Source organism: Pseudoalteromonas sp. S16_S37, from assembly GCF_014694405.1.
Lineage (GTDB): Bacteria > Pseudomonadota > Gammaproteobacteria > Enterobacterales > Alteromonadaceae > Pseudoalteromonas.
In genome coordinates this window covers 115,291-138,367 of sequence record NZ_JAAUWV010000003.1, presented here as the reverse complement: position 1 = coordinate 138,367, position 23,077 = coordinate 115,291, and the positions used below count along the sequence as shown (strand labels likewise).

The window sequence follows — 23,077 nt, the reverse complement described above, 5'->3', positions numbered from 1 at the left end:
AAAAGCACTTACCTTTTAGTCGCAGTCAAATAGACCCAGCTGAGCTTGGTCGTTTTTGCTCTCGAGAAGACCAATATTAATCCCTATCAAACGCACTGGCTTACTCGGATAACGAGCGAGTAACTCTTTTAGCAATGATGATAAAACGTCAAGGTTTAAACTATCGTATTGGCACTCTTTGCTTACAACTTGAAAATCAAAAAACTTCACTTTTACGCCCAGCTTATTCATTCCTCTATTTTCAATATAAGGCTGAGCTCGACGAGTTAGCTCAGGAAACAATGACTCAGCCAAACGTCGAGTTAACTCAATTTCATCGTTGGTGTCTTCACTAAATGTTGTCTCAACTCCCACAGACTTTCTTACTCTGTGGGTTTCAACCTGTCGCTCGTCAATACCATGGCAACGCCGCCAAAGCTGTAAGCCAAATTTACCAAAGCGTTGATATAAAAAGTCTTCACTACTTGCTTTAATGTCACAGCCATATTGAAAGCCAAGCGCCAATAGCTTTTGCTGTGTAACCTTGCCAACTCCTGGGATTTTTTTTAAAGGCAAGGTGTCAATAAAGTCATTAACATCGTTGGGGGTTATAACAAACTGACCGTTGGGTTTGTTTTCATCGCTGGCGATTTTGGCTAAAAACTTGATGGGGGCGATACCCGCTGAGGCGGTTAAGCCTGTTTCCCTTTCGATATCAGCGCGAATTTGCTGTGCTATCAAGGTGGCACTGCCTCCCAACTGCGCACAGTCTGTTACATCCAAGTAAGCTTCATCTAAAGACAGCGGTTCGATTAGATTGGTATAGCGAGCAAAAATCCCTCTTATTTGTGCAGACACTTCCTTATAAACAGACATTCTGCCGGGCACTATCACTAAATGAGGGCATAATTTCTTAGCTTGATAGTTGGACATAGCTGAGCGGACACCGTATTCACGCGCCAAATAGTTAGAAGTAGACAAAACGCCACGATGGCTATTTCCACCAATCGCCATGGGGACTTTTGCAAGTTCTGGATTGTCGCGCATCTCAACGGCGGCATAAAAACAATCCATATCAATATGTATGAATTTTCGCATGTTCAAAATACTGTATTTATATACAGGCTATTATGTTCATAACTTTCGGTATCTTGCAACTTTTACTCGCGCTTTGAATGCTCTAAACTGGTTTAGTCTTGACGTTAATCGTCGAACCTAACTTATAACAAGGATTTAGCATGCAATTTAGTCGACTAGGCAGTAGCGAACTCGAGGTTTCTAGAGTCTGTTTGGGGAGCATGACCTGGGGTTTGCAGAACAATCAACATGATGCCGATGAACAAATTAACTATGCACTAAGCCAAGGTATAAACTTTATTGATACGGCTGAGCTGTACGCCGTGCCACCATCAGCACAAACCTATGGTCAAACTGAAGCCATCATTGGCAATTGGCTAGCTCGACATCGCGAAAAGCGCGAGCAACTAGTGCTGGCAACAAAAATATCAGGCGGCGGTGTAAGCTGGATACGTGAAGGTGCGCCTATCTGCGGACGCTCTATTATCCAAGCCGTTGATGACTCTCTATCCCGTTTAAACACTGATTATATCGACCTTTATCAGCTTCATTGGCCAAATCGAACGTCTCCTCACTTTGCCAAGCACTGGCCTGGTATGGTGACGTTTTCAGAGACAGACCGGGATGCAGAAGTCGAGTCAATGCTTGATATTTTACAGGCACTGCAAACCTGCATTACTCAAGGAAAAATCCGCCACTGGGGGTTATCAGACGATACCACGTGGGGCATAAACACTTATTTGCGTTTAAGTTTGGAGCATAACCTCGCCAGACCCGTCGCAATTCAAAATGAATTTAACCTGTTACATACCAAAGATTGGCCATATTTAATTGAAAACTGTGTTCATGAAGACATCGCCTATTTACCATGGTCACCACTGGCGGCAGGATCATTAACTGGTAAATACATAGATGGCGCCCGACCTGAAGGCTCACGCTGGACTTATATGCAACGCAATGGCTTATTTAGAGATACACCACAAGCAAATCAAGCGGTTAAAGAATATATTTCGTTAGCTCAGCAATATGGTGTAACCCCGGCACAATTGGCGCTCGCATGGGTTAATCAAATTGATGGCGTTACATCAACAATTATTGGTGCAACTTCCATGTGCCAATTAAAAGAAGACATTCATGCCTTTGATTTGCACTTAAGTGAGACACAGTTAAGCGACATTGGCGCCGTATTACAACGCTTTCCATCCCCTTATTAATCACCACTTTTGGGCCTGCTTTGCAGGCCCCATTTCAAAACCTTTGTCCAAAGGTGGCGTTAATTAGCGTATAATGCGCCGCCAAGTTACGTCACTTAAGATATGAAGCATGATGCGAAACCTCAACTCAACCGCGGATAATGCCCCTCTTGGCAGCTGCTTTACTCGCCATACAGCACGAGCAATTGTGCTCAAAGGTAAGGATATTTTATTGTTATATACCGCAAGATATGATGATTACTCACTGCCAGGTGGTGGCGTGGATGAACACGAAACAATTGAACAGGCGCTACTGCGAGAGCTACAAGAAGAGACAGGTGCAAAAAGTTTAACCAACATAACGCCCTTTGGACGATATGAAGAATACCGCCCTTGGTACAAACCGGACTATGACAATATCCACATTGTTTCAGATTGCTACCTATGTGAAATATGCGGTGAATTTAGTCAACCTCAAATGGAAGACTACGAGCATGCCAATGGCATGAAACCGGTTTGGGTCAACATTGATAAGGCGATTGCGCACAATAAAAACACCTTAGCAAAAAGTGATAAACAGGGGCAATCACTCATAAGAGAACTGTACTTACTGGAAAAAATAAAAGCTGAGTTAATGGTGTAAGCACAGACTTCCCCCAAAGAGCGTATGTTCTTATGCGCTTTTTAGAAAACTTTACCCTAACAGCAACCCTTCCATATACGTGAGCACATAATTTATCTACAATGGATTTTCGAATGTTGGAGGTAGTATGAGCAAAGTGTTACGTTGTTTTAGCTTTATCGCGCTGTTTCTAAGCCCCCTGCTTTATGCCCAAGCTCTGACATTTTATGCCGAAGATTTACCCCCATATCACTTTAAAAATGCCCAAGGTAATGCCTCTGGTGCCCTTGTCGAAATTACCAAAGCCGCACTGAAACATGCAGATCTTAAGGGGGAGTTTTCGATTTTACCCATGGCCAGAGCGTACAAAGAGCTGCAAGAAAAGCCAGATGCGTTGATGCTCTCATTGCTTAGAACAGCTGAGCGAGAAGCCCATTTTACTTGGATATCACAAAGCTACTTTGCCGATGCCTACCTTGTTAGTTTGGCCAGTAACCCCGTCAACCCTGAGACTCTGAGTGCGGCACAAAGTTTTCGCGTCAGTACCATTAGAGGCTATTCAAGCGCACGATTTTTACAACAGGCCGGATTTAGTGAAGATGACAATCTAGTCTTGGTTGGGCACTACAAACAGCTGTGGCAACTACTTTACAAGCAGCGTATTGATCTGGTGCTTACCAATACGCTAACACTGCAAAATGAAATAATCAGAAGTGGCCTAGACCCTGCTCTAATAGAAAAAAAGCTGCATTTAACTGATTTCCCCTCGCAGCTGTGGCTTTGTGCCAGCAAGCAACTTAAGCCAGAAATCGCAGAAAAATTAAGCGCCGCGATGGCATATATCAAAGCCAGTGGTGTCTACGAACAAATACTCACACGCTGGCAGCTGCCATTGCCTCAATCTGACAAATAATATTCAACACTGGTCACCACTCTTACCGTCTTTATCTGTGGTGTGTTGCTATCTCTATCACTAATACTGAACTGGCCTTGACGCGCTGATTTTATTTTACCTAACTGCGAATCAGAATCTTTTGCAAATTTAAGCGCCACTTCACGGGCCTTTTGCGTTGCTTCTTGTACCATCTGAGGTTTAATGTCATTAAGGCCAGTAAACATGTATTCAATCCGGTTTTGGTAATCGTCTTGGGTTATTGCTATCCCTTGTTTAGCAAGCGAGTTTAACTCATTCAATGCCTGCTTTACCTTAACGGGTTGATGACTGAATACCGTCATGCCAGATTTAGCGATATAACGAAATCCACCTTCATTCTGGCTATATTCCTGAGCATATTTATCTACAATCGAAGGCGTTGCTTGGGTGATCTCCCCCTCATCAAAGCCATGTAGAGTCAAAAAAGCACGAATGGCTGAATTCTTTTTTTCTATTCTAGCAACTAACGTTTCTAAATCATTGTCAGCATCTTTGTAAAAAACAGGCCAAATAACGGTATCAGCCATCACTTCTTGTTCAGCAAGGCCTTTAACCTCAACGGTCCTTTCCATTTCCTTTATATCTTGAAAAGCATGTGACATTAGCCACGTACTTAACACTAGACCAGCAGAAATGATACTTGCCGCGCCAATATGTTTGCTAAATGCTTCTTTCACATTGATTACTCCAAAAAATAAGTTATCAGATCAAAGTCTCATCGGTTAAGGCTCGATCAATAGTTAAAAACTGATTAAAGTGATAGCACACCAAAATGGTTCACTTTGGACATACAAACATAGCCAGTCAAGCCTTAACGTTCTATGTATAAATGGGGTATTTGAGCCCAATTTATTACTCGGTAATAAGGATTTAAACAGGATAGTCAATGAGCGTAAAACAAATAGGGCAATTTTTTAACCCTCAATCGGTTGCCGTCATCGGTGCATCTAACTCTCCTGGACGCGCGGGATATGTAGTCATGCGCAACCTGCTACAAGGTGGCTTTAAGGGCCCTATTATGCCTGTGAGCCCAAAGCATAAAGCAGTCCATGGCGTGTTAGCCTACCCTAATATTAATGCGCTCCCGCAAACACCAGAATTAGCTGTGATTTGCACCAACAAAAATACCCTTGAAACATTGCTCCAACAACTCGGTGAAATCGGCTGTAAAAATGTGGTGATTATTGCTGCTGGCTTAAATAACGCACAAAAAATTGCATTAAAAAATGCCACTAGATTACATAATATTCAACTACTTGGTCCTAACTGTTTAGGATTACTTGTGCCGCACATAGGACTTAACGCCAGTTTTTCGCACACCGTTGCAGCACCGGGCAAGTTAGCATTTATCTCACAATCAGCTGCGGTTTGTTCCACCATTTTGGATTGGGCACAGAGTAAACGAATTGGCTTTTCATATTTTGTTTCAGTGGGCGACTGTTTAGGCATTGACTTTGATGAGCTACTAGATTTTTTAGGCCGAGACGCAAAAACCAAAGCCATCTTGTTGTATATTGACAATATTGATGATGTGAGACGATTTATTTCAGCCGCAAGAGCAGCGGCATTCAGTAAACCGGTAATAGTGATAAAAACCGGTAGAACCCAAGCTGGCGCTGAAGCAGCATACATACACACAGGCGGTAAAACGTCTGATGACACTGTCTACGACGCCATGTTTCAACGAGCCGGTATGCTGCGAGTAAATGATTTACGAGAGTTATTTGCCGCGACTCAAACACTCGCCTTGCACCCTAAATTATTGCAGGTGGAACACCTGACCATTCTCACCAATGGTGGTGGTCCGGGTGTAATGGCGGTAGACACTTTACTGCAACGCTCTGGCAAACTAGCCCAACTAGAAGAACATACACGCGCAGCTTTAAATGCAGTGATCCCACAATCTAACAAAACCTCTAATCCCGTTGATTTATTTGGAGACTCATCACCAGAGCGGTATAAAAAGGCCCTTGAGATCTTGCTCAAAGCCCCTGAAGTTAAAAACTTACTGATCATCCACACGCCATCTGCGCTGGCTCCCAGTGAGGAATACGCAAAAATTATCGCCTCAACCTTGCAAACTATTCCGAAGATGGCTCGACCTTTTGTCATGACTAACTTTATGGGAGAACGCGCAGCGTTTGCTGCTCGTGATATTTGTGCCGATCATGATATTCCCACCTATCGAACCCCAGAAGGGGCTGTAGGTGCCTTTATGCATCTGATCAGCTATCGCAGAAACCAAAAACATTTAACCCAAACGCCTGAATCAAAAAGTGATAATACCCATATTGATGCACGCGCGGCAAACTCCACTATTCAATCCTTGCTAAAACAGGGTCATACACAACTAACTACCCATTTAGCACGCCAATTACTATGCCATTATGATATTGATTGCATTGAAACTCGGGTTGCACTGACGCCAAGCGAAGCTAAAGAAGTGTCTTCTGAGCTAGGTTTTCCTGTTGCGCTTAAATTAATTAGTCCATCTATCGCTTCTAAGTCAGAGGTGGGTGGTGTTGTGCTCAACTTAAACGATAGCAATGAAGTTGAACAGACTGCATTTTCAATGCTATTACGCATCAAAAAATCCTATCCAGATGCAATTATCGAAGGCTTTTCACTGCAAAAAATGGCACCCAGAGCGGGCGCGCAAGAATTACGTATCGCGGTCAAAACAGAAGATAATTTTGGTCCAGTCATTTTATTAGGTGAAGCCGGCACTGGTCTTGAGTTTTCACAAGCCGCTGTAGCACTACCACCTTTGAATATGAACCTAGCCAAATACCTGATTGCTGCGGCACATGATAAAGGCGTGTTAAAAGAGCGGGCGCTACCTGATAAAGTGGATAAATACCGACTGTGTGATTTACTAACCCGAGTTTCTCAGCTGATCATCGATCAGCCCGATATCTGGAGTATTGAACTCAATCCAATCTTAGCGAGTAACGGGCAATTTTTGGTGCTTGATGCTAATATCACGCTGATGCCCTATCAGCCAACGCCTGGTAAAAAACGTTTGGTGATAAGGCCATATCCAAAAGATCTGGTGCAAAATGTAACGCTAAAAAATGGTCAGCAAGCCATTTTGAGACCCATAAAACCCGAAGATGAACGCGCTCATCAAGAGTTTGATCAATCTTTATCGAAAGAAGATAGATACCGTCGCTTTTTTGGAGAGTTACCGCAATTTAATCATGAGCAACTGGCAAAAATGACGCAAATTGATTACGACCGAGAAATGGCATTTATTGTCAGCGAGCCGTATAAAAATACCTATCGAACGCTTGGCGTTTCTAGGCTGTTAATTGAGCCTGACCATGATAGCGCCGAGTTTGCGGTAGTAGTTCGCTCAGGCAGTCACGGACTAGGTCTGGGTCGGCTACTGATGAGTGCAATCATTGATTATGCCAAAAAACAAAGAATTAAGGTGCTCAGTGGTATCACCTTACCTGAAAACACGGGAATGATTGAGCTATCCAAAAAGCTAGGCTTTACTATCACAAGAGATTTTGAAGAAGGCACTGTTAACATGCAATTACAGTTGAACTCACTATGCTAAAAACTTATCGGGGAAAAGTTGCAGCTGTGCTTGAAGGGAGTGGTCGCTTCTATAAGGCAGGACGCTATTTAGACCTATTTTTAATTGCTTTAATCATGACCAACGTGGTCGCTATCGTTTTAGAGTCGGTGCCAAGCCTCGCACAGCAATACCACCAGCAGTTTTTACAACTAGAGTTGGTTTCTGTTGCCATTTTTACAGTTGAGTATTTATTAAGGCTTTGGAGCTGCGTAGACAAATTAGAGTACAAGCACCTATCTTGCAGCAATATAAAAAAGCGCATTAAATACTTTTTCTCTGCGTTAGCTATCATTGATCTACTGGCTATTTTACCCACCTTATTGATGGTATTTATCACCTTTGATCTGCGCTTTTTAAGGGTGATCAGATTACTGCGTATCTTTAAGCTCACTCGATATTCCAGAGCTATGCAATTGCTGTTAGCCGCATTTAAAGAAGAAGGCAGTAGTTTAGTGGCAGCATTTTTTATTATGTCTGTTGTTTTAATTATGGCATCTTGCGGTATATACCTGCTCGAACATGATGTTCAACCTGATAAATTTGGCTCTATTCCTCAAGCTATGTGGTGGGCTATGGCAACACTCACCACGGTAGGATATGGTGATGTAGTCCCCATCACCGCAGCGGGTCGATTTTTTGGTGGTGTGATCACCCTACTCAGTATGGGTATGGTGGCCATTCCCACAGGCTTGCTTGCGTCAAGCTTTGCCGATCAGCTACGTAAACGCCGCGATGCCTTTAATGAAGCTGTACTACACAGCCTCCATGACGGCATAATTGACCCTGAAGAAAAAGAGCACTTAGAGATGCTTCGCATTGAGCTGGGGTTAAGTCACGCTGAAGCGAATCAAGCGATTAAAATCATGAGTAGCCAGCGCGCACATGCGCTTTATTGCAAACACTGTGGCAACAAACTTTAGTTACTACACTCAATAACCTGAAGTCACATATTAGCAAACACAGGCTGCCAATTCTTCTCGCACAGCTCGTTGATATGCTCGCCTAGTTGCGGCTCACAAAATAGTGGCCCCTGAAAGTAATCACAACCAAGCATGCGTAAAAACCTTAGCTGCTCTGGTGTTGTAATGCCTTCAGCAATACATTGCATACCCAAACTATGTGCTAACGACAAACTGGCGTGCACTATCACTTCGTGCTCGTTATCGATGCCAATATCCGCTACAAAACTGCGGTCGATCTTTAATACGTCGATAGGGAATTGTTTTAAATAAGTCAGCGAGGCATAACCTGTACCAAAGTCATCCATAAATAAACGACAACCAAGCACCTTTAATTGATACATGGTTTCTATCACACAGGGAATATCACTCATCATAATTGATTCTGTTATTTCAAATGCCACATGTCTGCCAGCAACACCTGTGCGAGTTAACACTGTTTGAATTTGATTGATCAAATCTGAATTCTGAAAGTCTAGGGCAGATAAATTTAACGCAACGTACAATTCACTGTTGTGACCATGCCACTGCTTTAACTCGATTAAAGCGCGCTCTAGTGTTTGCAACATTATGGACGAACATAACCCAGTTTGCGCGACGCTCTGTTCGATATCTTTGACATCACATTGTAAATAATTGGGCCAGTTAACCGATACTTCAAAGCCGTCTATGGTTTTGCTCGTACCACTGATAATTGGTTGATAGCTATTTGAAAAATCGCCATTTTCAATAGCACGTCGTAAGTCTTTTTCAAGCAAGAACGAGCGTTGAACCTGTTTGTTCATTTCTTGTTTGAAAAAGTGCACACCGGTGTGCGGCTGATGCATGGCATGGCTCAGTGCCAACTTAGCATTTTGACAAAGCGAGAACGCCTCTACGCCGTCTTCTGGTGAATAGGCAACCCCAAAACAAACATCTAAAGACAGGTCGTGACCATTAACTGTGATCGGTTTTTCAAAATGCTGCATCAGTTCACTGATACAACGGGTCACTTCCGACACGTCTTTTGCGTGTTCCATTAAAATATAGAACTCCTGAGCACCTTCAACACCAATGCTGTCTTGCTCTCTGAAGCATTGCCGCATGATGCTGACTAGGTGGCGAACCGTCGCGGTATATTGCTCGGCAGATAATGCCTCTTGATATCTTTTCAGACGCTTAAAGCGCAGCGCAACAACCATCACAGGCACCTGATTTTGCCCTTGTGATAACGCATGCTGCACTCTATCTATAAATAACACCTTGTTCGGAAGCTGTGTTACCACATCATAATTGGCAAGCTGATATAGCTCTTGCTCAGTGCGTTTTTGCGAACTTATATCGGTCATCACCACCACATAGTTTTCAAGTTCACCACTTGAGCCTGCAACCGCACTGACTTTAATTAAGACGAAGCACACTTCACCACTTGGCTGGGTTAAACGCTCTTCCGCACTGTAATGCTCACCAGGTTTAAGTAGCGTCATAGCACGTAAATAGCTCATTCTTGCTTGCCGACTCAAACCCAAATGCAGTTTGGTGCTTGACTGTGGCTTAGCTTCAATTTGAAAAGCCTGCTGCAACGCAGTATTACAAGCTTGAATGCGCATATTTTTATCAAGAATGAACACCCAATCACGGGTTTGCTCAAAGGCCGCGCCGAATAATCGTGCCCGCTCTTCAAAAATGCGTTCGCGAGTCAAGTTGGTATACGTGCCTGTTACTCGCTCAGGGATTGTGTCTCTCCAAGCGATAACTTTGCCGTAATCTTTATACCAACGCCAATAACCTTGTTTGTGTTGCAATCTATAGGTGCAATTAAAGGTCCCTTTATTGGTCGAAACAAACTCTAGCCACTCGATTCTAAATAGTGCGCGATCATTGGGGTGAATAATTTTTAGGTATTCATCTAATGTGACATTATCATGCGGATAATCAAGCTCAGTGGTTAAACGAGGCTGATAAATTAAATGGTTGTCTAAGTGCCAATCCCATACCCCAGAGCCACTACTTTCAAGTGCTAACTTCAATCGAGCTTCACTATTTTGGGTTTCTTTATGAGCCGCAATGATCATCTGCTCAACTTTATTCTTCCTATACATCCACAGGCTAAATGTAAGGAGTGCAAATAAAATGTAGACGCCCAGCGCCATAGGAGAGCGCCAAAAAGGATATTTAACATTGATAGTTAATTTAGCAGGCTCGGTGTAGTCTCCTGTAAATGGGTCCTTTGCCCATACCTTCAACTGATAATTACCCGGGTTGAGTTTTGGAAATACCACGCGATTATTACTTCGTGTCAGCGTCTTTTGACCACCGGAGATCTGATATTCATAAACTACTCGGTCTTTGAAATCAAAGATCATCGCAGAGAAAGCGACCTCCAAGCCTATATCATCATGATTGAGCTCCAAGTGCTCTATTTCTTTCAAACCATTGATATCTAGCTTGCGAGACATAAGTTCCACTGAGGTTATATTGACCCGAGACAGCAGCGGTTTTTTAGGTCGGTTAACGGCAGGGTCAAACCAAGTGAAGCCTTTAAGAGAACCATAGACAATACTGCCATCTTCAAGAAGATCAGACGCTCCCCAGTTAAACTCATTTGAATACAAGCCATCTTTAGTTGTAAATTGCTGCATGTGTAAATTATCTGGGTCCAATCGCCATATGCCTTTATGCGATGACATCCAGATCATGCCCGCTTTATCTTGGCGCATTTCGTACATGGGCGTTTCGAGTTTTAACTGTCGCAAGTCAATTGTGTGCGCAACCTCGTACCCTTCAAGGGTCAACCCTATCAACCCCATATTAGACATTGCCAGCCAAAGAATATTGTTCTTATCAATCGTGTAGGTAAGTATGTTATCTGGCGAGTGCTCATTAGCGTTGGGAATCGCGTAAATTTTCTCTAGAGTCTGATTTTTCAGATTAAAGCGATACAACACCCCACCTGAAAAGAACATAGGCTGATCTGGTTTGTCGGACAGAGGTTGAGTAAATCCCATTGATAAGAAGGGATCCAATGTTTGCAAATCCCCCGCGAGCTTAGACAATGTTTCGCTTTGTATATCGTAATGGAAAAAACCAGCATCGCTATTTACAAAATACAACTCGCCAGTTTGTATCAATGTGGTGCCAAATACAGGGCCTTGCATTACCTCTTGGTATTGCGAACCGTTAACCACGGGACGCCTAATGCCATGGGTATTAGGGTTAAATGCAAACAACCCTCTATTGGTAAGCAACCAAAACTCATCGCGATATAAATACATTCGATAGACAGAAAACTCAGGCTGGATAGCTTCACCAAGGTAGCCTTTTAGGTAGTTAGCTGTTTTTCCAGTAGCTGGGTTATAACAAGTGAGGCCATCATGGGTAGCTGCCCAAATTTTGCCATCATACGCTTGTAAGTCCCACACGTTGCTATGTGAAAACCCTTCGCCTTTTACTGTTAGAGAATTAACATTTATAAAGCTAGATTGCCTTTTAGGCAGATAAAAAGCGCCATCCATTTTAGTTGCAACCCACAGCGCTCCCTGTGCATCTTCGATAAAGTCAACTATCGTTGTATCTGCCAAGCTGTATTGGCTTTGTGCAATACGTTGGTCTCGTACAATCTGCTTAGAATCAGGGTCTAAGTACATTAACCCTTTATCAGTGCCTAGCACGACCTTGTCAGATTTTGGAACTATTTTCCAAATATTCAGATCACTGATTAAAGTTTCGTATTCCCAACGGTTATCCTCATATTCAAACTTTTTTTCTAGCTGGCTAATATCAACTTGATACAAGCCTTTTACCGCCCCTATCAATAACGTTTCTGGGTCCAGTAAAGCCAATGATTTAGTGTGCAATTGAAACTCATGATTTTCATTATCAATATGATTGATTAATATTAGTTTTTTTAGCTTCTCATGATAGATGAATGTGCCCTGTGAACTGGCAATAAATAAGTAGTCTCCCACTGCCATCAAGGCGCGTACAAAACCCATTTCCTTATCAATTGGTAGCGGGATTTCTATATTTATCTGCCCTGTCTTGATATCAAGTAACGATACATTATCACCACGGGCCAACCATAATTGATCAGCATTTTTCGAGAGCATTGAATTGACACCAAACTGTAAAGACTCTTCTTCACTGCGAGGTAAACTCATGTATTTTCTAAAAGTATCTCTTTGTGGGTCGTAACTATATAAACCAAATGAACGCGATGTTATCCAGATGCGGCCCTGAGGGTCTTGATACATTGCATCTATCATCTCCTCATCAAGCACGCCTTGTGGCCCCTTTACCGTCAGCACTTGGTAACCGTCGTAACGGTTTAATCCCCCTTCAGTTGCAAGCCATAAAAAGCCTTTTTTATCAAACATCAAGGTGTTTACGTAGCTTTGAGATAAACCTTCTGCAGGAGATAAACGGATGATTTGCGACGCATGCGATATGTTGGCGCTAGAGCAGACGATAAATGAAAAAAGCAGTACTATGAGCTTTGAGAAAATATTTTGCATACGTCTTATAACTTACATTACTTAGGTAAACACATTGCCACAATATCGCGCTTTTGCGCAACATAACTGTTGAAATATGGCTGTAACTGCAACGGTAACGTGGACTCACAAAACCCCATCTGCCGATAAAATTGACTTAAGTGTCGATAAGCAAAGGTGTATATCACACTGTTTTGCTGAACAAACACATGGGCTAATAAAGCACGCGCGATGCCTTTGCCTCGATACTCGGGGGCAACTAACACTGATGACAAAAATAACTCCCCTTCAACATCTTGTATGCGACACGCAGCGATGATTTCAGGGTCCTTCACAACCCAATTTTGGTCTTGCTTGTTTGCTCGTCCACGCCCTCGATGTTGTTTATAAAACTTATTAATGAGTGGCGTTGAGATAGCATTAAGCTGAACAATTTGCACTTTAACCGGCAAGCATAATGCTTAGGTAATATTCAAAACGCTGTTTCAAAGTATCTTGTTCTGATTGGGGACGATTATTTATCGCTTCATAAACAGCTTCGCGGGTATTTTTAGAGCGCTTAATTTGATAGGCCCAAAACGAAGCTTCATAATCTAATTGAATTTGATACTTTTCTTGTCTTGGTAATTTACACAAGTTAAAACTCATAGCTTATTCACATCATTGCTTCAAATTAAAGGTTTTTAAGTGTATCACACCTTTAATTATTGCCATTAAGCTTTGCGCTCAGTGAGTTTAAAAATCCAAAGACTGCTGGTCGTCTTGTTGACTCTTTTGCTCATCTTGTTTGTTCTTATTAGCTATATAGCGCTTATAACGCTGCTGACATAGAGCGATGACTTTGCGCTTTTGCGCATTGCTTAGGTTATTCCAAGCAAAGCGCTCCTCACGGCTGCGATAGCATCCTTTACAATAACCTCGATTATTTACTTGGCAGATCCCCTTACATGGACTGGGGATCTCAAAAATCTCTATCTGTTCCATAGTGCCCACTTCACTCAACTAATGCCAGTATAACTTGCTTTAATGGACAAATAGCAAACAAAAAACCACTCAAAAGTTGAGTGGTTTTCAATCATCAAATAATTTAGCGCTCGCTTAAGGGACTAATTTTCTTTTCAGCGGCTCTGCATAAATGGCAAGCACCTGAGACTTAAGCTCTTGTGGCACACTTTCTAGCCACTGTAAAAAATCTTGCTGCTCTTGAGTGCTTGCTTTGCTGCACTCGCCTGCAGCGATATAGTTACTGGGGTGTAAGTAGTATTGACCCAATATTTGCTGATCTATGCTTTGTGCTAGCTGCTCAGGCGTCTCACAATTGTCTGTAATTGGCTGACCAAACGCAATGTGCACATGCCCTTTATCTGAGCGGATCCCCTCAACAATGCTTTCAATGTCTTCACCTTGTGCTTTTACGTAAGCACCGAATTCTCGCTTATGAACAAGCTCTTTAGCTTTAGCGACAGCACAAGGTTCGTATTGATAAGAAATGGAAACCGGCACGATTTTTAAGGTACGAACATACTCATCTAATGGCATTTTTAACTTACGGCCTTGCAACTGCAGCATTTTCAGTAAGGCTGGATCGGTTTGATCAATCCCATCTTTTGCTCGGCCTTCTTTTTGCGCAATCCAAATTGAATGACCCGATTGCAACGAGTCGTAGATATAGCTAGAAAGCTCAGTTAACGCCTTTAGCATTTCTTTAGGTGCTTTGGCAGAGCGTTTTACAATAAAGCTCTTATTCAAACGCATCAATTCAGTTATGTATGGAACCTGTAATAAGTTATCGCCAATTGCAATACGTACAGTGTTCATCTTATGTTGATGTAAACCCCAGTTCATCAAAGCGGGATCTAATACGATATCTCTATGGTTAGAGATAAATAAGTAAGCACCCTCTTTATCAAGTTTATCTAAACCTGAGTAAGTTACCTTAGAGGTCGTATTGTTAATAAGTATTTGAAGATAATGAGCGACTTCGTGTTGAACCTGCTCTACTGTAGTAAAGCTTCCCCACTTAACGCGCAATCTCGCACGGACTAAAGGTCTGGCAAGCACTGACCAGCGACTCAACCAAGCAGGCAAATTGTACTTTGCAATAACATCTATAAAGTCATTGTCGGCAAGTAAACGCCGAAGAGCTGCGGGTACTTCATCATCGTTGTATGGTCTTATTTGTGCGTACTTATCCACTAAACTACTCATTTATCTTAGGATTAAACATCAAAGCGCGGTATTTTATCGCGCTTATCATTGGGAAGCCAAGATTATCAAGTCTGACCACCTTTGCAAGTACCCACTTTGTTATTTATTCGCCACTTTCTGCCAAGCGGCTAAGAAAACTAAGCGAGCCATCAATGCCAATAACACCCAAGCACACAGCAATGTAAACCATTGCGGTAATACTTCATGTTGCATTTGATGCATTGGCTCTACCGAAAAGCCAAATTCAGCCACCAAAAAATCGGTCAAAAAGCCGAACAAAATCGCCACACCAATGACTGCTCCCAAATAAGCAGCAACAGCTCGTCTACCCAACTCTTTACCCACCACACCAAGTGTCGCTATGTTAGTTGCAGGTCCTGCCAGCATAAACACCAACACAGCTCCTGGTGACACGCCAGCCATTAACAGCCCCGCAGCTATAGGCGTTGATGCCGTTGCGCAAATATACATAGGAATACTAATCAAAATGACAACCAGCATGGCTAACACTCCACTGCCCCATTCGCTCAAAAATGATGTAGGTACATAGGTTTGTACAAGTGCTGCAAAGAATAATCCAATCATTAACCAAACCATGGTATCTGAAAGCAACTTATTGCTGCTGAACTTAATTGCTTGAACAATCTTATTACTCATCGTTGGTGTTGCATGCTTAGACTCAGTAGCACAACAGCTATCACCGATATCTTGATGTAGCACTTGCTCTGCACTGCAACAACTAGAACTGGCCTTATTATCGACTGGTTTGTCGTCACAACAGCTGGTGTTCGATGCTGCTGGCGTAACGTCCGAGCTACAACAACTAGAACTGACTTCATTATTCACTGCTTTATCGTCACAACAGCTAGCCTTCAATGCTGCTGGCGCAACGTCCGAGCTACAACAACTTTGCTTCACCATATTGGCCTGTGACGGTTTACTCGCACACGTTTTCTCGTTGGCAGCACTGTGCTGATCTTTGTCTTGTTCATGGTGGTTATCTCTGCCAACAAGCACACCCGCAACAATAGCGCTGCTCACTGCCGCTATTGGCCTTATCACCGCCATAAAGGGACCTAGCAATACATATGAAACAGAAATAGAGTCAACCCCTGTTTCTGGTGTAGAAACTAAAAATGCGGTGGTGGCACTTTTTGACCCCCCAGCTCTTCTTAAGCCAATCGCAGCAGGGATAACACCGCATGAGCACAGGGGCATAGGAGCGCCTATCAGCGCAGCTTTAATTGTTGTCCACAACCCTTCTTGACCTAAATGCCTCTGTAAAAAGTCTTTTGCGATAAATACATTGAGTAAACCCGCAAGCAGTAAGCCAAGCATAAGCCAAGGCGCTGATAGCAAAAACAGCTGCCAAAAATTAGTTACAAGTTCCATCAACGTCCTCCAAAGCGGTTAAAATTGAGCAAAAATCAGCACTTTCTGGTCCACCACAGCAACGCTGCGCTAATTTAGATAAAGATTGTTCAAATCGTTGCAACTCCTCAATACGAGTTCTAACTAAATGAAGCTTTTGTATAGTGATCTCTTTGACTTCCTCACAACTGTGCTGATGTTTTTCAATTTGGATCTGCAACAGCTCCTGAACTTCTTTGAGACTAAACCCCACCTCTTTCGCACGCAAAATAAACTGCATTTGCCGCAGCTGTTGTTGCGTGTAAACGCGGTAACCCGATTCACTTCTGGCACTAGGGGTTAACAGTTTATGCTGTTCATAGTATCGTAGCGTGTCTGTGGATACACCTAATGACTTAGCCAACTCGCCGATTTTCATCTTTGTCTCCTTTATTCTATGACAAAGTATAAACCTTAGAGTTAACACCAAGGTCAAGAATTTTTTTTTGGAAAACTATGAACATCGTACTACTTGATGCACACACCCTTGCGAACACTTCACTTTCTGCACTTTATAACCTTGGCCAACTCACCGTGTATGGCAACACGCTTTCTTCACAAGTTGTAGAGCGTTGCCAACATGCTGAGGTTGTTATTACCAATAAAGTTGTTTTAGATGCCAATGTGCTCAGCCAACTACCCAATTTAAAGTTAATCTGCGTAGCCGCAACGGGAACTAATAATATTGATCTCAATGAAGCGAAGCGCAAAGGTATCACAGTGACTAACGTTGCAGGATATTCAACTCCATCAGTGGTGCAACATACTTTTACGCTACTAGGAAACTTATTAGGAAATGTGCATCGCTATATCAACGATTGTGCGCAGGGCCTATGGCAACAAAGCGATATGTTCTGTCGATTAGACCACGGCATAACCGAAATAGCTGGCAAACAGTTTGTTATCGTGGGCTATGGCACACTGGGGCAAGCTGTTGCAAATGTTGCTCGTGCCTTTGGTGCTAACGTAATTATTGCTGAACATAAACACAGCAACACAATACGACAAGGACGTACATCATTTGAAGAAGCACTTAAAATCGCTGATATAGTATCAATCCACTGCCCTTTAAATGAAAACACGGCCGATCTCTTTGATCAAGCAGCGTTGTCGCTACTAAAGTCAACAGCAGTGCTCATAAATACTGCACGTGGCGGCATAGTGAATGAGCAAGCACTGGTTAACGCATTAGAAAATGCTCAAATAGCCGGTGCTGCCGTTGATGTTTTATCATCTGAGCCCGCACAAAATAATAACCCTTTACTAGCTTACGAAGGGGATAACCTATTACTGACGCCACATATCGCCTGGGCAAGTAAAGAGTCCATAGCAAGATTAGTGGCGCATATTGCACAAAATATCGAGCACTTTTATCAGGGCCGCGCCAATAACATCGTCGTTTGATAAGGTGGTTTTTATGACCAAAAAGTAGTTATATTAGCTAACTGTGTTAGTTTTGTTACCAATGAAATAATTAGCAACACAGTGTAACGTTATGATACAAAATACTTTTTCTTTTTTGGCAATGATTTTGCTTTAATATGATCAAATACTGTTAAGGATCATATTAAGATGAAAAAACTACTTTTAGTTGCTGCGCTTGCTACTCCATTACTTTCAGGCTGTATTGTTGCTGTGTCAGACGGTGAGGTGGAACATGGCTGGGTGAAAAACAGCGGTAATTGGGAAAGAACGTTTCAAGATAACCGTAAGAAAATAGCTCAACTTAGCTTAGGTGCCGATTATCAAAGCGTCTTAGACTCATTCGATACCCCAGAGTTTACTGAGTTAGTAAAAAAAGGCGATAACGTTTACCAAGTTTTATACTTTGCAACGAACAGCAAACACTCTGATGGAAAAATTACCAAAGACGAGTGTACTCCATTGGTTTTTAAAGACTCAAAATTAATCGGCTTTGGTGAAAGCGCCATGACTGAGATTTTATAACAACAAGGTTAACCTATTCGGTGAGAAGTTCTTCTTCTCACCTATTTACCATAACCATACGCTCTTGATTAGCGTGAGCAAAAGACAAAGCGCAATCAGCATCTTTAAAACAATTTTCTATACCCAAAGAGTAATCTTTTGACACGATGGCGGTGCCAATACTAATACTCACATGTGCACATATCGGAGACGCTTTATGGGGAAGTAATAATTGTTCTACCGCATCATGCATGCTGTCACAAAGCAACTCAACTTGTTGTGAATTAAGGCCTTTGACAACAACACAAAACCTCACCCCATCATATCGTGCAACAAAACCTTGCTGTTGATGAATTACCAATTCAAGTGCATGTGCCACTTTTACTAAGCATTCATCCCCTCCAGCAAACCCATGTACATCGTTATAAGCTTTAAAGTAGTCTATATCGACTAGCATCAAAACTAAGCTTTGCTGAGTACTTTGACATAACTGCCATTGCTGCGCCAAATGCTTGTCTAGCAGGCGGCGATTTGGCAACTCGGTAAGCCCATCAATACAAGCCAACTTTTCCAATAAATCACTTTTTTGCTTTAATGCTAAATGAATTTTAACGCGTGCTTTTACAATTAAGGGGCTAAATGGCTTGGTTATGTAATCGACCGCTCCCATCTGCAATCCTTTTGCTTCATCGCTGTAACTGTTACTCGAAGAAATTATGATGACTGGGATCATGTAGGTTGTGGGAGACTCTTTTAACTTTTGTAAAAACAAAGCACCACTGCGCTCAAGTAACGTGATGTCGGTGATGATTAAGTCGATGTTGTTTGTCGCAATCACTTGCAATGCGGTGTCTGAATTCTCACACAAGGTAACTTGGCAATCTTCACTCAGCGTATTTTCAAGTACCACACGGTTTAGGGGATCACTATCAACTACAAGAACATGCGCACTGCTTATCATCTACTCCCCTTTGTACTGCATCGATATATACTCACGAACTTGAGTTAAACGCATAATTAAGTGTGCAACTAAATGACTTTCTTGCAGCTGATTAGTCTCTTTTAGATGTTGCTCTAGTTGCATGGCAGCTTCTGAGAGCGCGATAAAGCCAATTCCACCAGCCGCACCTTTAATATTGTGCGCCATCATTTGTAGCTTGGCTGTATCAGTTTGCACACTAACCTTTTGCAAATATTCTGTACACATTTTGGCAAATTTATCAAGCATTTTGTTTAATAATTCAGCATTCCCCATCATTTGTTGCAAAGCCAATTGACCATCAAAAAAAGCCGCTTCACTTGCTATATGCTGTTGTAGTGTTTGATGTAACTGAGTTTGTGACACCGGCTTAGTTAGATAGCCGTTCATGCCAACGGATTTTGCGCGCTTTCGCTCCGTTACTTGGGCATTGGCCGTCAACGCAACTATTGGGCTGGTAAATTCAGGGAGCGACTGCCTAATTGCCTGAGTGGCTTGAAACCCATCCGTACCAGGCATATGAATATCCATCAATATAATATCTGGCTGTAAAACAGCAACAACGTCAACTAAGTTAACCGCTGAACGCTGTACGACTACATTGACCATCATTGTTCGTAACATATTCGCCGTAATATCTAGATTTAGTTCGTTGTCATCAACTACAAGACACAAACAACCTGACACTTCTTGTCGGGCATTAGACAGCTTTGGCATAGCATGCTCGTGTAACAAAAAGCAAAACGCACTTTGTAAAAACATAGCCTCTGGCATTATTTTCACAATTGTTGAGCTAGATGCTGGTAAGGCATAAACAGGTTGCGTACTTATCACATACTTGAGTTTTTCTATGTGCTTGGGAATATGCTGCGCAAGTGCACTTGCTTCGTTTTGGTCACAAACAACCAAGCTTTTGTAGTCACCATGCACCAACTCAGTTAGTGCTTCGTTGGCACTGTGTACGATACAGATATTGCTCTGTCTAAGCAGCTCCGTAATTCTATCTTTTGCGCATAACCACAGTACCGGCGCACTCTTATCGGGTATAACACTCTCAGCTTTATCTATTTTTAAAGTAAAATAAAACTCACTGCCTTTGCTAGGTTCACTACTTAAAGAAATATTGCCACCAAGTAGCGACACTTCATGTTTCACAATGGCCAAACCTAAGCCAATTCCTTCATGCTGGCGTGAAAATGACTCATCACCTTGCGTAAACGCATCAAATAGTCGTTGTTGATCTTCTTGTTTAATACCAATGCCAGTATCTGCAACACAAAAGCGAATACTCTGTTGCTCTTTGCTATTTGCTATCACAGACATACTCAAGGCAATGCCACCGGTTTTGGTGTACTTAACCGCATTGTTGAGCAAGTTCAGTAACACCTGCTTGATTTTGTTTACGTCACTTTGTAAAACAGGCCAAATACGCTCATCTACTTTGATACTAAGGGTTAATTTCTTTTGTTCGCTTAAAGGTGCTATCAACTCTTGGCAATCTTGCACTAAGGTTGCAATACAAAATGGTTCTATACAAACAGCCTGCTTTTGTCGCTCAACCTTGGCAAACGTTAAAATACTATCAAGCATACTCAGTAGTTGCTCTGATGCATGCTCCACTTTAGCTAACATAGCTAAATGCTGCTCAGTCAGCTGTTGTTTTTTCATTATTCCCACTAAGCCTTGAATAACATTTAAAGGCGTGCGAATTTCATGACTGATATTGGCAATAAAACGACTTTTTGCCAAAGTCGCTCTTTCGGCATCTATTCTAGCCTGAGTCAAGCTAGTAACATCTTGTAAGTGCAGCACATAATATTTAGCAGCTTTGCTTTTGTCCCATACTAACGATGCACTCAATTGCAACCAGTTGTAAGGCTCATGTTGCGATATACTCAGCTCCAGCACATTTTTTGTGTTCTTCAGTAACATGCTTAATATGTGAGAAATAGCCAAATAACTATCGGACGAAAATAACGAAGATAAATGAATATTAGGCACAAATTCAGTACAGTCTAAATATCTTCTCGCCGCTTTATTCATCGCAAGCACATCTTTATCGAGGGAAACTAAAATAACCCCGTTTGGCGCATATTCCATCGCGGCTTTGAAGTTTTCTTCGGAGGTTTGTAGTGCCTTGATTGCTTGCTGCTGAGAGGTAATATCACGCGCTACGCCCAAACTACCTAATAAACCTCGTTGCGCATCTAAAAACGGACTCAAGGTTAGCATGTAACTTTTATCATCTAGCATAACCGTTTGCGTAATTGCCTGTTTCTCAACTCGCATCTGCTGCTCAAGCGCCAATAATTCCGGATATAAACTGGTGATTTCACCTTGTTCACGACCCACTAACTGCGACTTTTCAATGCCCAAAAACAGTTCAAAAGCACGGTTACAACCAATAAATGAGCCGTCGATATTTTTGAAATAGATTAAGTCTGGCACACTATCTAGTACCGTATTAAGTAGTGCAGCTTGACGTTCTTTTGCTTCGAGTGAGCGTGACAACGCCCTTTTTTGCGATTGGACTTGTTCATCCAACACTTCGTTATTGCGCTGTAGCTGCTCAAGCAAACTCTGTTTTTGCGTGATCACTTGCTTAACGGCGCTAAACCAAGGCTGCCAATCTACGGGGATCACATAATCAAAGGTACTTTTAGGAGTTTTTTCCTGATGCGTCAAATAGTTTAAGAAATAGCTAACAGGACGGATAAAGATACGATTACCTAACCAACTTAACAGCAGGTATACCGCAACCATAAAGGTTAATAAAAAGCAAAACTCTAACAACACCTCAAATAATATCGGCTTGATAAATTGCATCTCGTCTTGTTCATAAACAACATCTAAAGGTTCATGAACTCTAAACGTATACAATTGCACCCCGCCTTGCCATGGTATAGCGCTATTCTCAGCGTTTTTGGGTCTAAGAATGACCTCTTCTTCACTAAGCAAATTACGTTTATCTTTATTAAGCAAAGAAACTTTGCCATGTGCTGCTGTGACATCATTGAGCCAATTGGCAACATCGTTACTGTCATACACCAGCATGACATATTCGCCTTTGGCATTGCCGCTTTGTTTAGCAATACTAAAGTAATGCTTATCTTCAACTTTTACTCGCGCACTGCTGCTGTAATTATATTTAGAAAAGTCTGGTGATAACTTGCCATCAAGCATTGCACTGAGCAGGTGACTGGTGTTGGTATTTCTGCGACGAACAAACGCAAACTGCCCATCTTGGACATAGGCAATGGCATCCAATGCTGGGATCAATGCCAAAGCGGTATTAAATGCAGGCCCTAAAGCCAGTATTTGTTGCCAATTATCAGGCACAGTAAAATCGTTTTTCACAGCCTTGCGAACGACTATCTCGCCACCATTAGCATCAAGTTTGTGATAATAGTTGTTCGTTTTCTCAAGGGTTTGAAGAATTGACTCATCAAATTGATAACTAAGAGGAAGCTCAATACTAGTGAAGATATTGTCAATCACATTACTGGCCTCAGCCACCTTTTGTATGATTTGCGTGTCGATAGCCTCATAGTAGGCCAGATGTTCAGCAAATGCGCGATTAAGCTTGATGTGATACAAGTGAAGACATAAAAAACCAGCCACAAATATCGACATAACTAATCCTGTCAGCGCAGCAGTTCGATATTTTTTCAGTGGAATAAAATCTTGGTTCTTGTCCATTACAGCCATATTTTTAATTTATTATTAAGCAAG

The 23,077-nt window shown here is 42.1% G+C and carries 18 protein-coding genes; 7 read left to right on the top strand and 11 right to left on the bottom strand.

What is annotated here, in order from left to right; genetic code table 11:
- Positions 1-15 precede the first annotated feature (15 nt).
- Entirely contained in the window at positions 16-1,077 is a 1,062-nt protein-coding gene (dinB, locus tag HC733_RS02635) for a DNA polymerase IV (RefSeq protein ID WP_190363508.1), read from the bottom strand.
- 140 nt (positions 1,078-1,217) lie between these two features.
- On the opposite strand from dinB, the gene HC733_RS02630 reads away from it, so the two are divergent.
- From HC733_RS02630 to HC733_RS02620, 3 genes are all read left to right on the top strand, one after another.
- Positions 1,218-2,270: an aldo/keto reductase gene (locus tag HC733_RS02630; protein WP_190363507.1), complete on the top strand. Its 1,053-nt coding sequence runs from the start codon at positions 1,218-1,220 to the stop codon at positions 2,268-2,270.
- A gap of 112 nt (positions 2,271-2,382) precedes the next feature.
- Positions 2,383-2,892 carry an NUDIX hydrolase gene (locus HC733_RS02625; protein WP_190363595.1) on the top strand — a complete coding sequence of 170 codons (510 nt, stop codon included), beginning with the start codon at positions 2,383-2,385 and terminating at the stop codon, positions 2,890-2,892.
- A 127-nt stretch (positions 2,893-3,019) separates the two neighbouring features.
- Positions 3,020-3,784, top strand: a complete 765-nt coding sequence (locus tag HC733_RS02620; protein WP_190363506.1) for a substrate-binding periplasmic protein — start codon at positions 3,020-3,022, stop codon at positions 3,782-3,784.
- On the opposite strand, the gene HC733_RS02615 is transcribed toward HC733_RS02620, so the two are convergent.
- Positions 3,769-4,443: an SIMPL domain-containing protein gene (locus tag HC733_RS02615; RefSeq protein ID WP_446727612.1), complete on the bottom strand. Its 675-nt coding sequence runs from the start codon at positions 4,441-4,443 to the stop codon at positions 3,769-3,771. The two genes, HC733_RS02620 and HC733_RS02615, sit on opposite strands and share 16 nt — an antisense overlap.
- A gap of 248 nt (positions 4,444-4,691) precedes the next feature.
- Between HC733_RS02615 and HC733_RS02610 the strand changes: the two genes are divergently transcribed.
- Both HC733_RS02610 and HC733_RS02605 read left to right on the top strand, forming a co-directional pair.
- Complete coding sequence (locus HC733_RS02610) at positions 4,692-7,370, top strand: bifunctional acetate--CoA ligase family protein/GNAT family N-acetyltransferase (protein ID WP_190363505.1); 2,679 nt, start codon at positions 4,692-4,694, stop codon at positions 7,368-7,370.
- Entirely contained in the window at positions 7,364-8,311 is a 948-nt protein-coding gene (locus HC733_RS02605; protein WP_190363504.1) for an ion transporter, read from the top strand. Before HC733_RS02610 ends, HC733_RS02605 begins: the two co-directional genes overlap by 7 nt.
- Positions 8,312-8,334: 23 nt before the next feature.
- Here HC733_RS02605 and HC733_RS02600 read toward each other — a convergent pair whose 3' ends face one another.
- The 7 genes from HC733_RS02600 to zntR all read right to left on the bottom strand — a co-directional run bounded on the left by HC733_RS02600 (position 8,335) and on the right by zntR (position 16,819).
- Entirely contained in the window at positions 8,335-12,843 is a 4,509-nt protein-coding gene (locus HC733_RS02600) for an EAL domain-containing protein (protein ID WP_190363503.1), read from the bottom strand.
- Positions 12,844-12,860: 17 nt separating this feature from the next.
- Positions 12,861-13,274 carry a GNAT family N-acetyltransferase gene (locus tag HC733_RS02595; RefSeq protein WP_194709948.1) on the bottom strand — a complete coding sequence of 138 codons (414 nt, stop codon included), beginning with the start codon at positions 13,272-13,274 and terminating at the stop codon, positions 12,861-12,863.
- Positions 13,264-13,470, bottom strand: coding sequence for a DUF3283 family protein (locus tag HC733_RS02590; protein WP_190363502.1), 207 nt, complete (start codon positions 13,468-13,470; stop codon positions 13,264-13,266). The genes HC733_RS02595 and HC733_RS02590 overlap by 11 nt, the downstream gene beginning before the upstream one ends.
- An 87-nt stretch (positions 13,471-13,557) precedes the next feature.
- A complete protein-coding gene (locus HC733_RS02585) occupies positions 13,558-13,806 on the bottom strand; it encodes a DUF1289 domain-containing protein (RefSeq protein ID WP_190363501.1) in 249 nt (82 codons plus the stop codon).
- A 114-nt stretch (positions 13,807-13,920) separates the two neighbouring features.
- Positions 13,921-15,030, bottom strand: coding sequence for a 1-acyl-sn-glycerol-3-phosphate acyltransferase (locus HC733_RS02580; RefSeq protein WP_190363500.1), 1,110 nt, complete (start codon positions 15,028-15,030; stop codon positions 13,921-13,923).
- 99 nt (positions 15,031-15,129) lie between these two features.
- Positions 15,130-16,422: an SO_0444 family Cu/Zn efflux transporter gene (locus tag HC733_RS02575; protein WP_190363499.1), complete on the bottom strand. Its 1,293-nt coding sequence runs from the start codon at positions 16,420-16,422 to the stop codon at positions 15,130-15,132.
- Positions 16,406-16,819: a Zn(2+)-responsive transcriptional regulator gene (zntR, locus tag HC733_RS02570; RefSeq protein ID WP_190363498.1), complete on the bottom strand. Its 414-nt coding sequence runs from the start codon at positions 16,817-16,819 to the stop codon at positions 16,406-16,408. Before zntR ends, HC733_RS02575 begins: the two co-directional genes overlap by 17 nt.
- 77 nt (positions 16,820-16,896) lie before the next feature.
- Here zntR and HC733_RS02565 point away from each other — a divergent pair, with 77 nt between their 5' ends.
- Both HC733_RS02565 and HC733_RS02560 read left to right on the top strand, forming a co-directional pair.
- Entirely contained in the window at positions 16,897-17,844 is a 948-nt protein-coding gene (locus tag HC733_RS02565) for a D-2-hydroxyacid dehydrogenase (protein WP_190363497.1), read from the top strand.
- A 168-nt stretch (positions 17,845-18,012) separates the two neighbouring features.
- Entirely contained in the window at positions 18,013-18,387 is a 375-nt protein-coding gene (locus tag HC733_RS02560) for a DUF3192 domain-containing protein (protein WP_190363496.1), read from the top strand.
- 37 nt (positions 18,388-18,424) lie between these two features.
- On the opposite strand, the gene HC733_RS02555 is transcribed toward HC733_RS02560, so the two are convergent.
- Positions 18,425-19,327, bottom strand: a complete 903-nt coding sequence (locus HC733_RS02555) for a diguanylate cyclase domain-containing protein (RefSeq protein WP_190363495.1) — start codon at positions 19,325-19,327, stop codon at positions 18,425-18,427.
- The gene (locus HC733_RS02550) at positions 19,328-23,044 is read right to left on the bottom strand and encodes a hybrid sensor histidine kinase/response regulator (protein ID WP_190363494.1); all 3,717 of its coding nucleotides are present in this window, start codon (positions 23,042-23,044) and stop codon (positions 19,328-19,330) included.
- Between the last annotated feature and the right edge of the window lie 33 nt (positions 23,045-23,077).

Coding starts and splice junctions, on each gene's coding strand:
- zntR (WP_190363498.1), bottom strand. CDS start 16,819: ATGAAAATCGGCGAGTTGGCTAAGTCATTAGGTGTATCCACAGACACG.
- HC733_RS02605 (WP_190363504.1), top strand. CDS start 7,364: ATGCTAAAAACTTATCGGGGAAAAGTTGCAGCTGTGCTTGAAGGGAGT.
- HC733_RS02550 (WP_190363494.1), bottom strand. CDS start 23,044: ATGGACAAGAACCAAGATTTTATTCCACTGAAAAAATATCGAACTGCT.
- HC733_RS02610 (WP_190363505.1), top strand. CDS start 4,692: ATGAGCGTAAAACAAATAGGGCAATTTTTTAACCCTCAATCGGTTGCC.
- HC733_RS02620 (WP_190363506.1), top strand. CDS start 3,020: ATGAGCAAAGTGTTACGTTGTTTTAGCTTTATCGCGCTGTTTCTAAGC.
- HC733_RS02580 (WP_190363500.1), bottom strand. CDS start 15,030: ATGAGTAGTTTAGTGGATAAGTACGCACAAATAAGACCATACAACGAT.
- HC733_RS02585 (WP_190363501.1), bottom strand. CDS start 13,806: ATGGAACAGATAGAGATTTTTGAGATCCCCAGTCCATGTAAGGGGATC.
- HC733_RS02565 (WP_190363497.1), top strand. CDS start 16,897: ATGAACATCGTACTACTTGATGCACACACCCTTGCGAACACTTCACTT.
- HC733_RS02625 (WP_190363595.1), top strand. CDS start 2,383: ATGCGAAACCTCAACTCAACCGCGGATAATGCCCCTCTTGGCAGCTGC.
- HC733_RS02630 (WP_190363507.1), top strand. CDS start 1,218: ATGCAATTTAGTCGACTAGGCAGTAGCGAACTCGAGGTTTCTAGAGTC.
- HC733_RS02555 (WP_190363495.1), bottom strand. CDS start 19,327: ATGATAAGCAGTGCGCATGTTCTTGTAGTTGATAGTGATCCCCTAAAC.
- dinB (WP_190363508.1), bottom strand. CDS start 1,077: ATGCGAAAATTCATACATATTGATATGGATTGTTTTTATGCCGCCGTT.
- HC733_RS02575 (WP_190363499.1), bottom strand. CDS start 16,422: ATGGAACTTGTAACTAATTTTTGGCAGCTGTTTTTGCTATCAGCGCCT.
- HC733_RS02600 (WP_190363503.1), bottom strand. CDS start 12,843: ATGCAAAATATTTTCTCAAAGCTCATAGTACTGCTTTTTTCATTTATC.
- HC733_RS02560 (WP_190363496.1), top strand. CDS start 18,013: ATGAAAAAACTACTTTTAGTTGCTGCGCTTGCTACTCCATTACTTTCA.
- HC733_RS02590 (WP_190363502.1), bottom strand. CDS start 13,470: ATGAGTTTTAACTTGTGTAAATTACCAAGACAAGAAAAGTATCAAATT.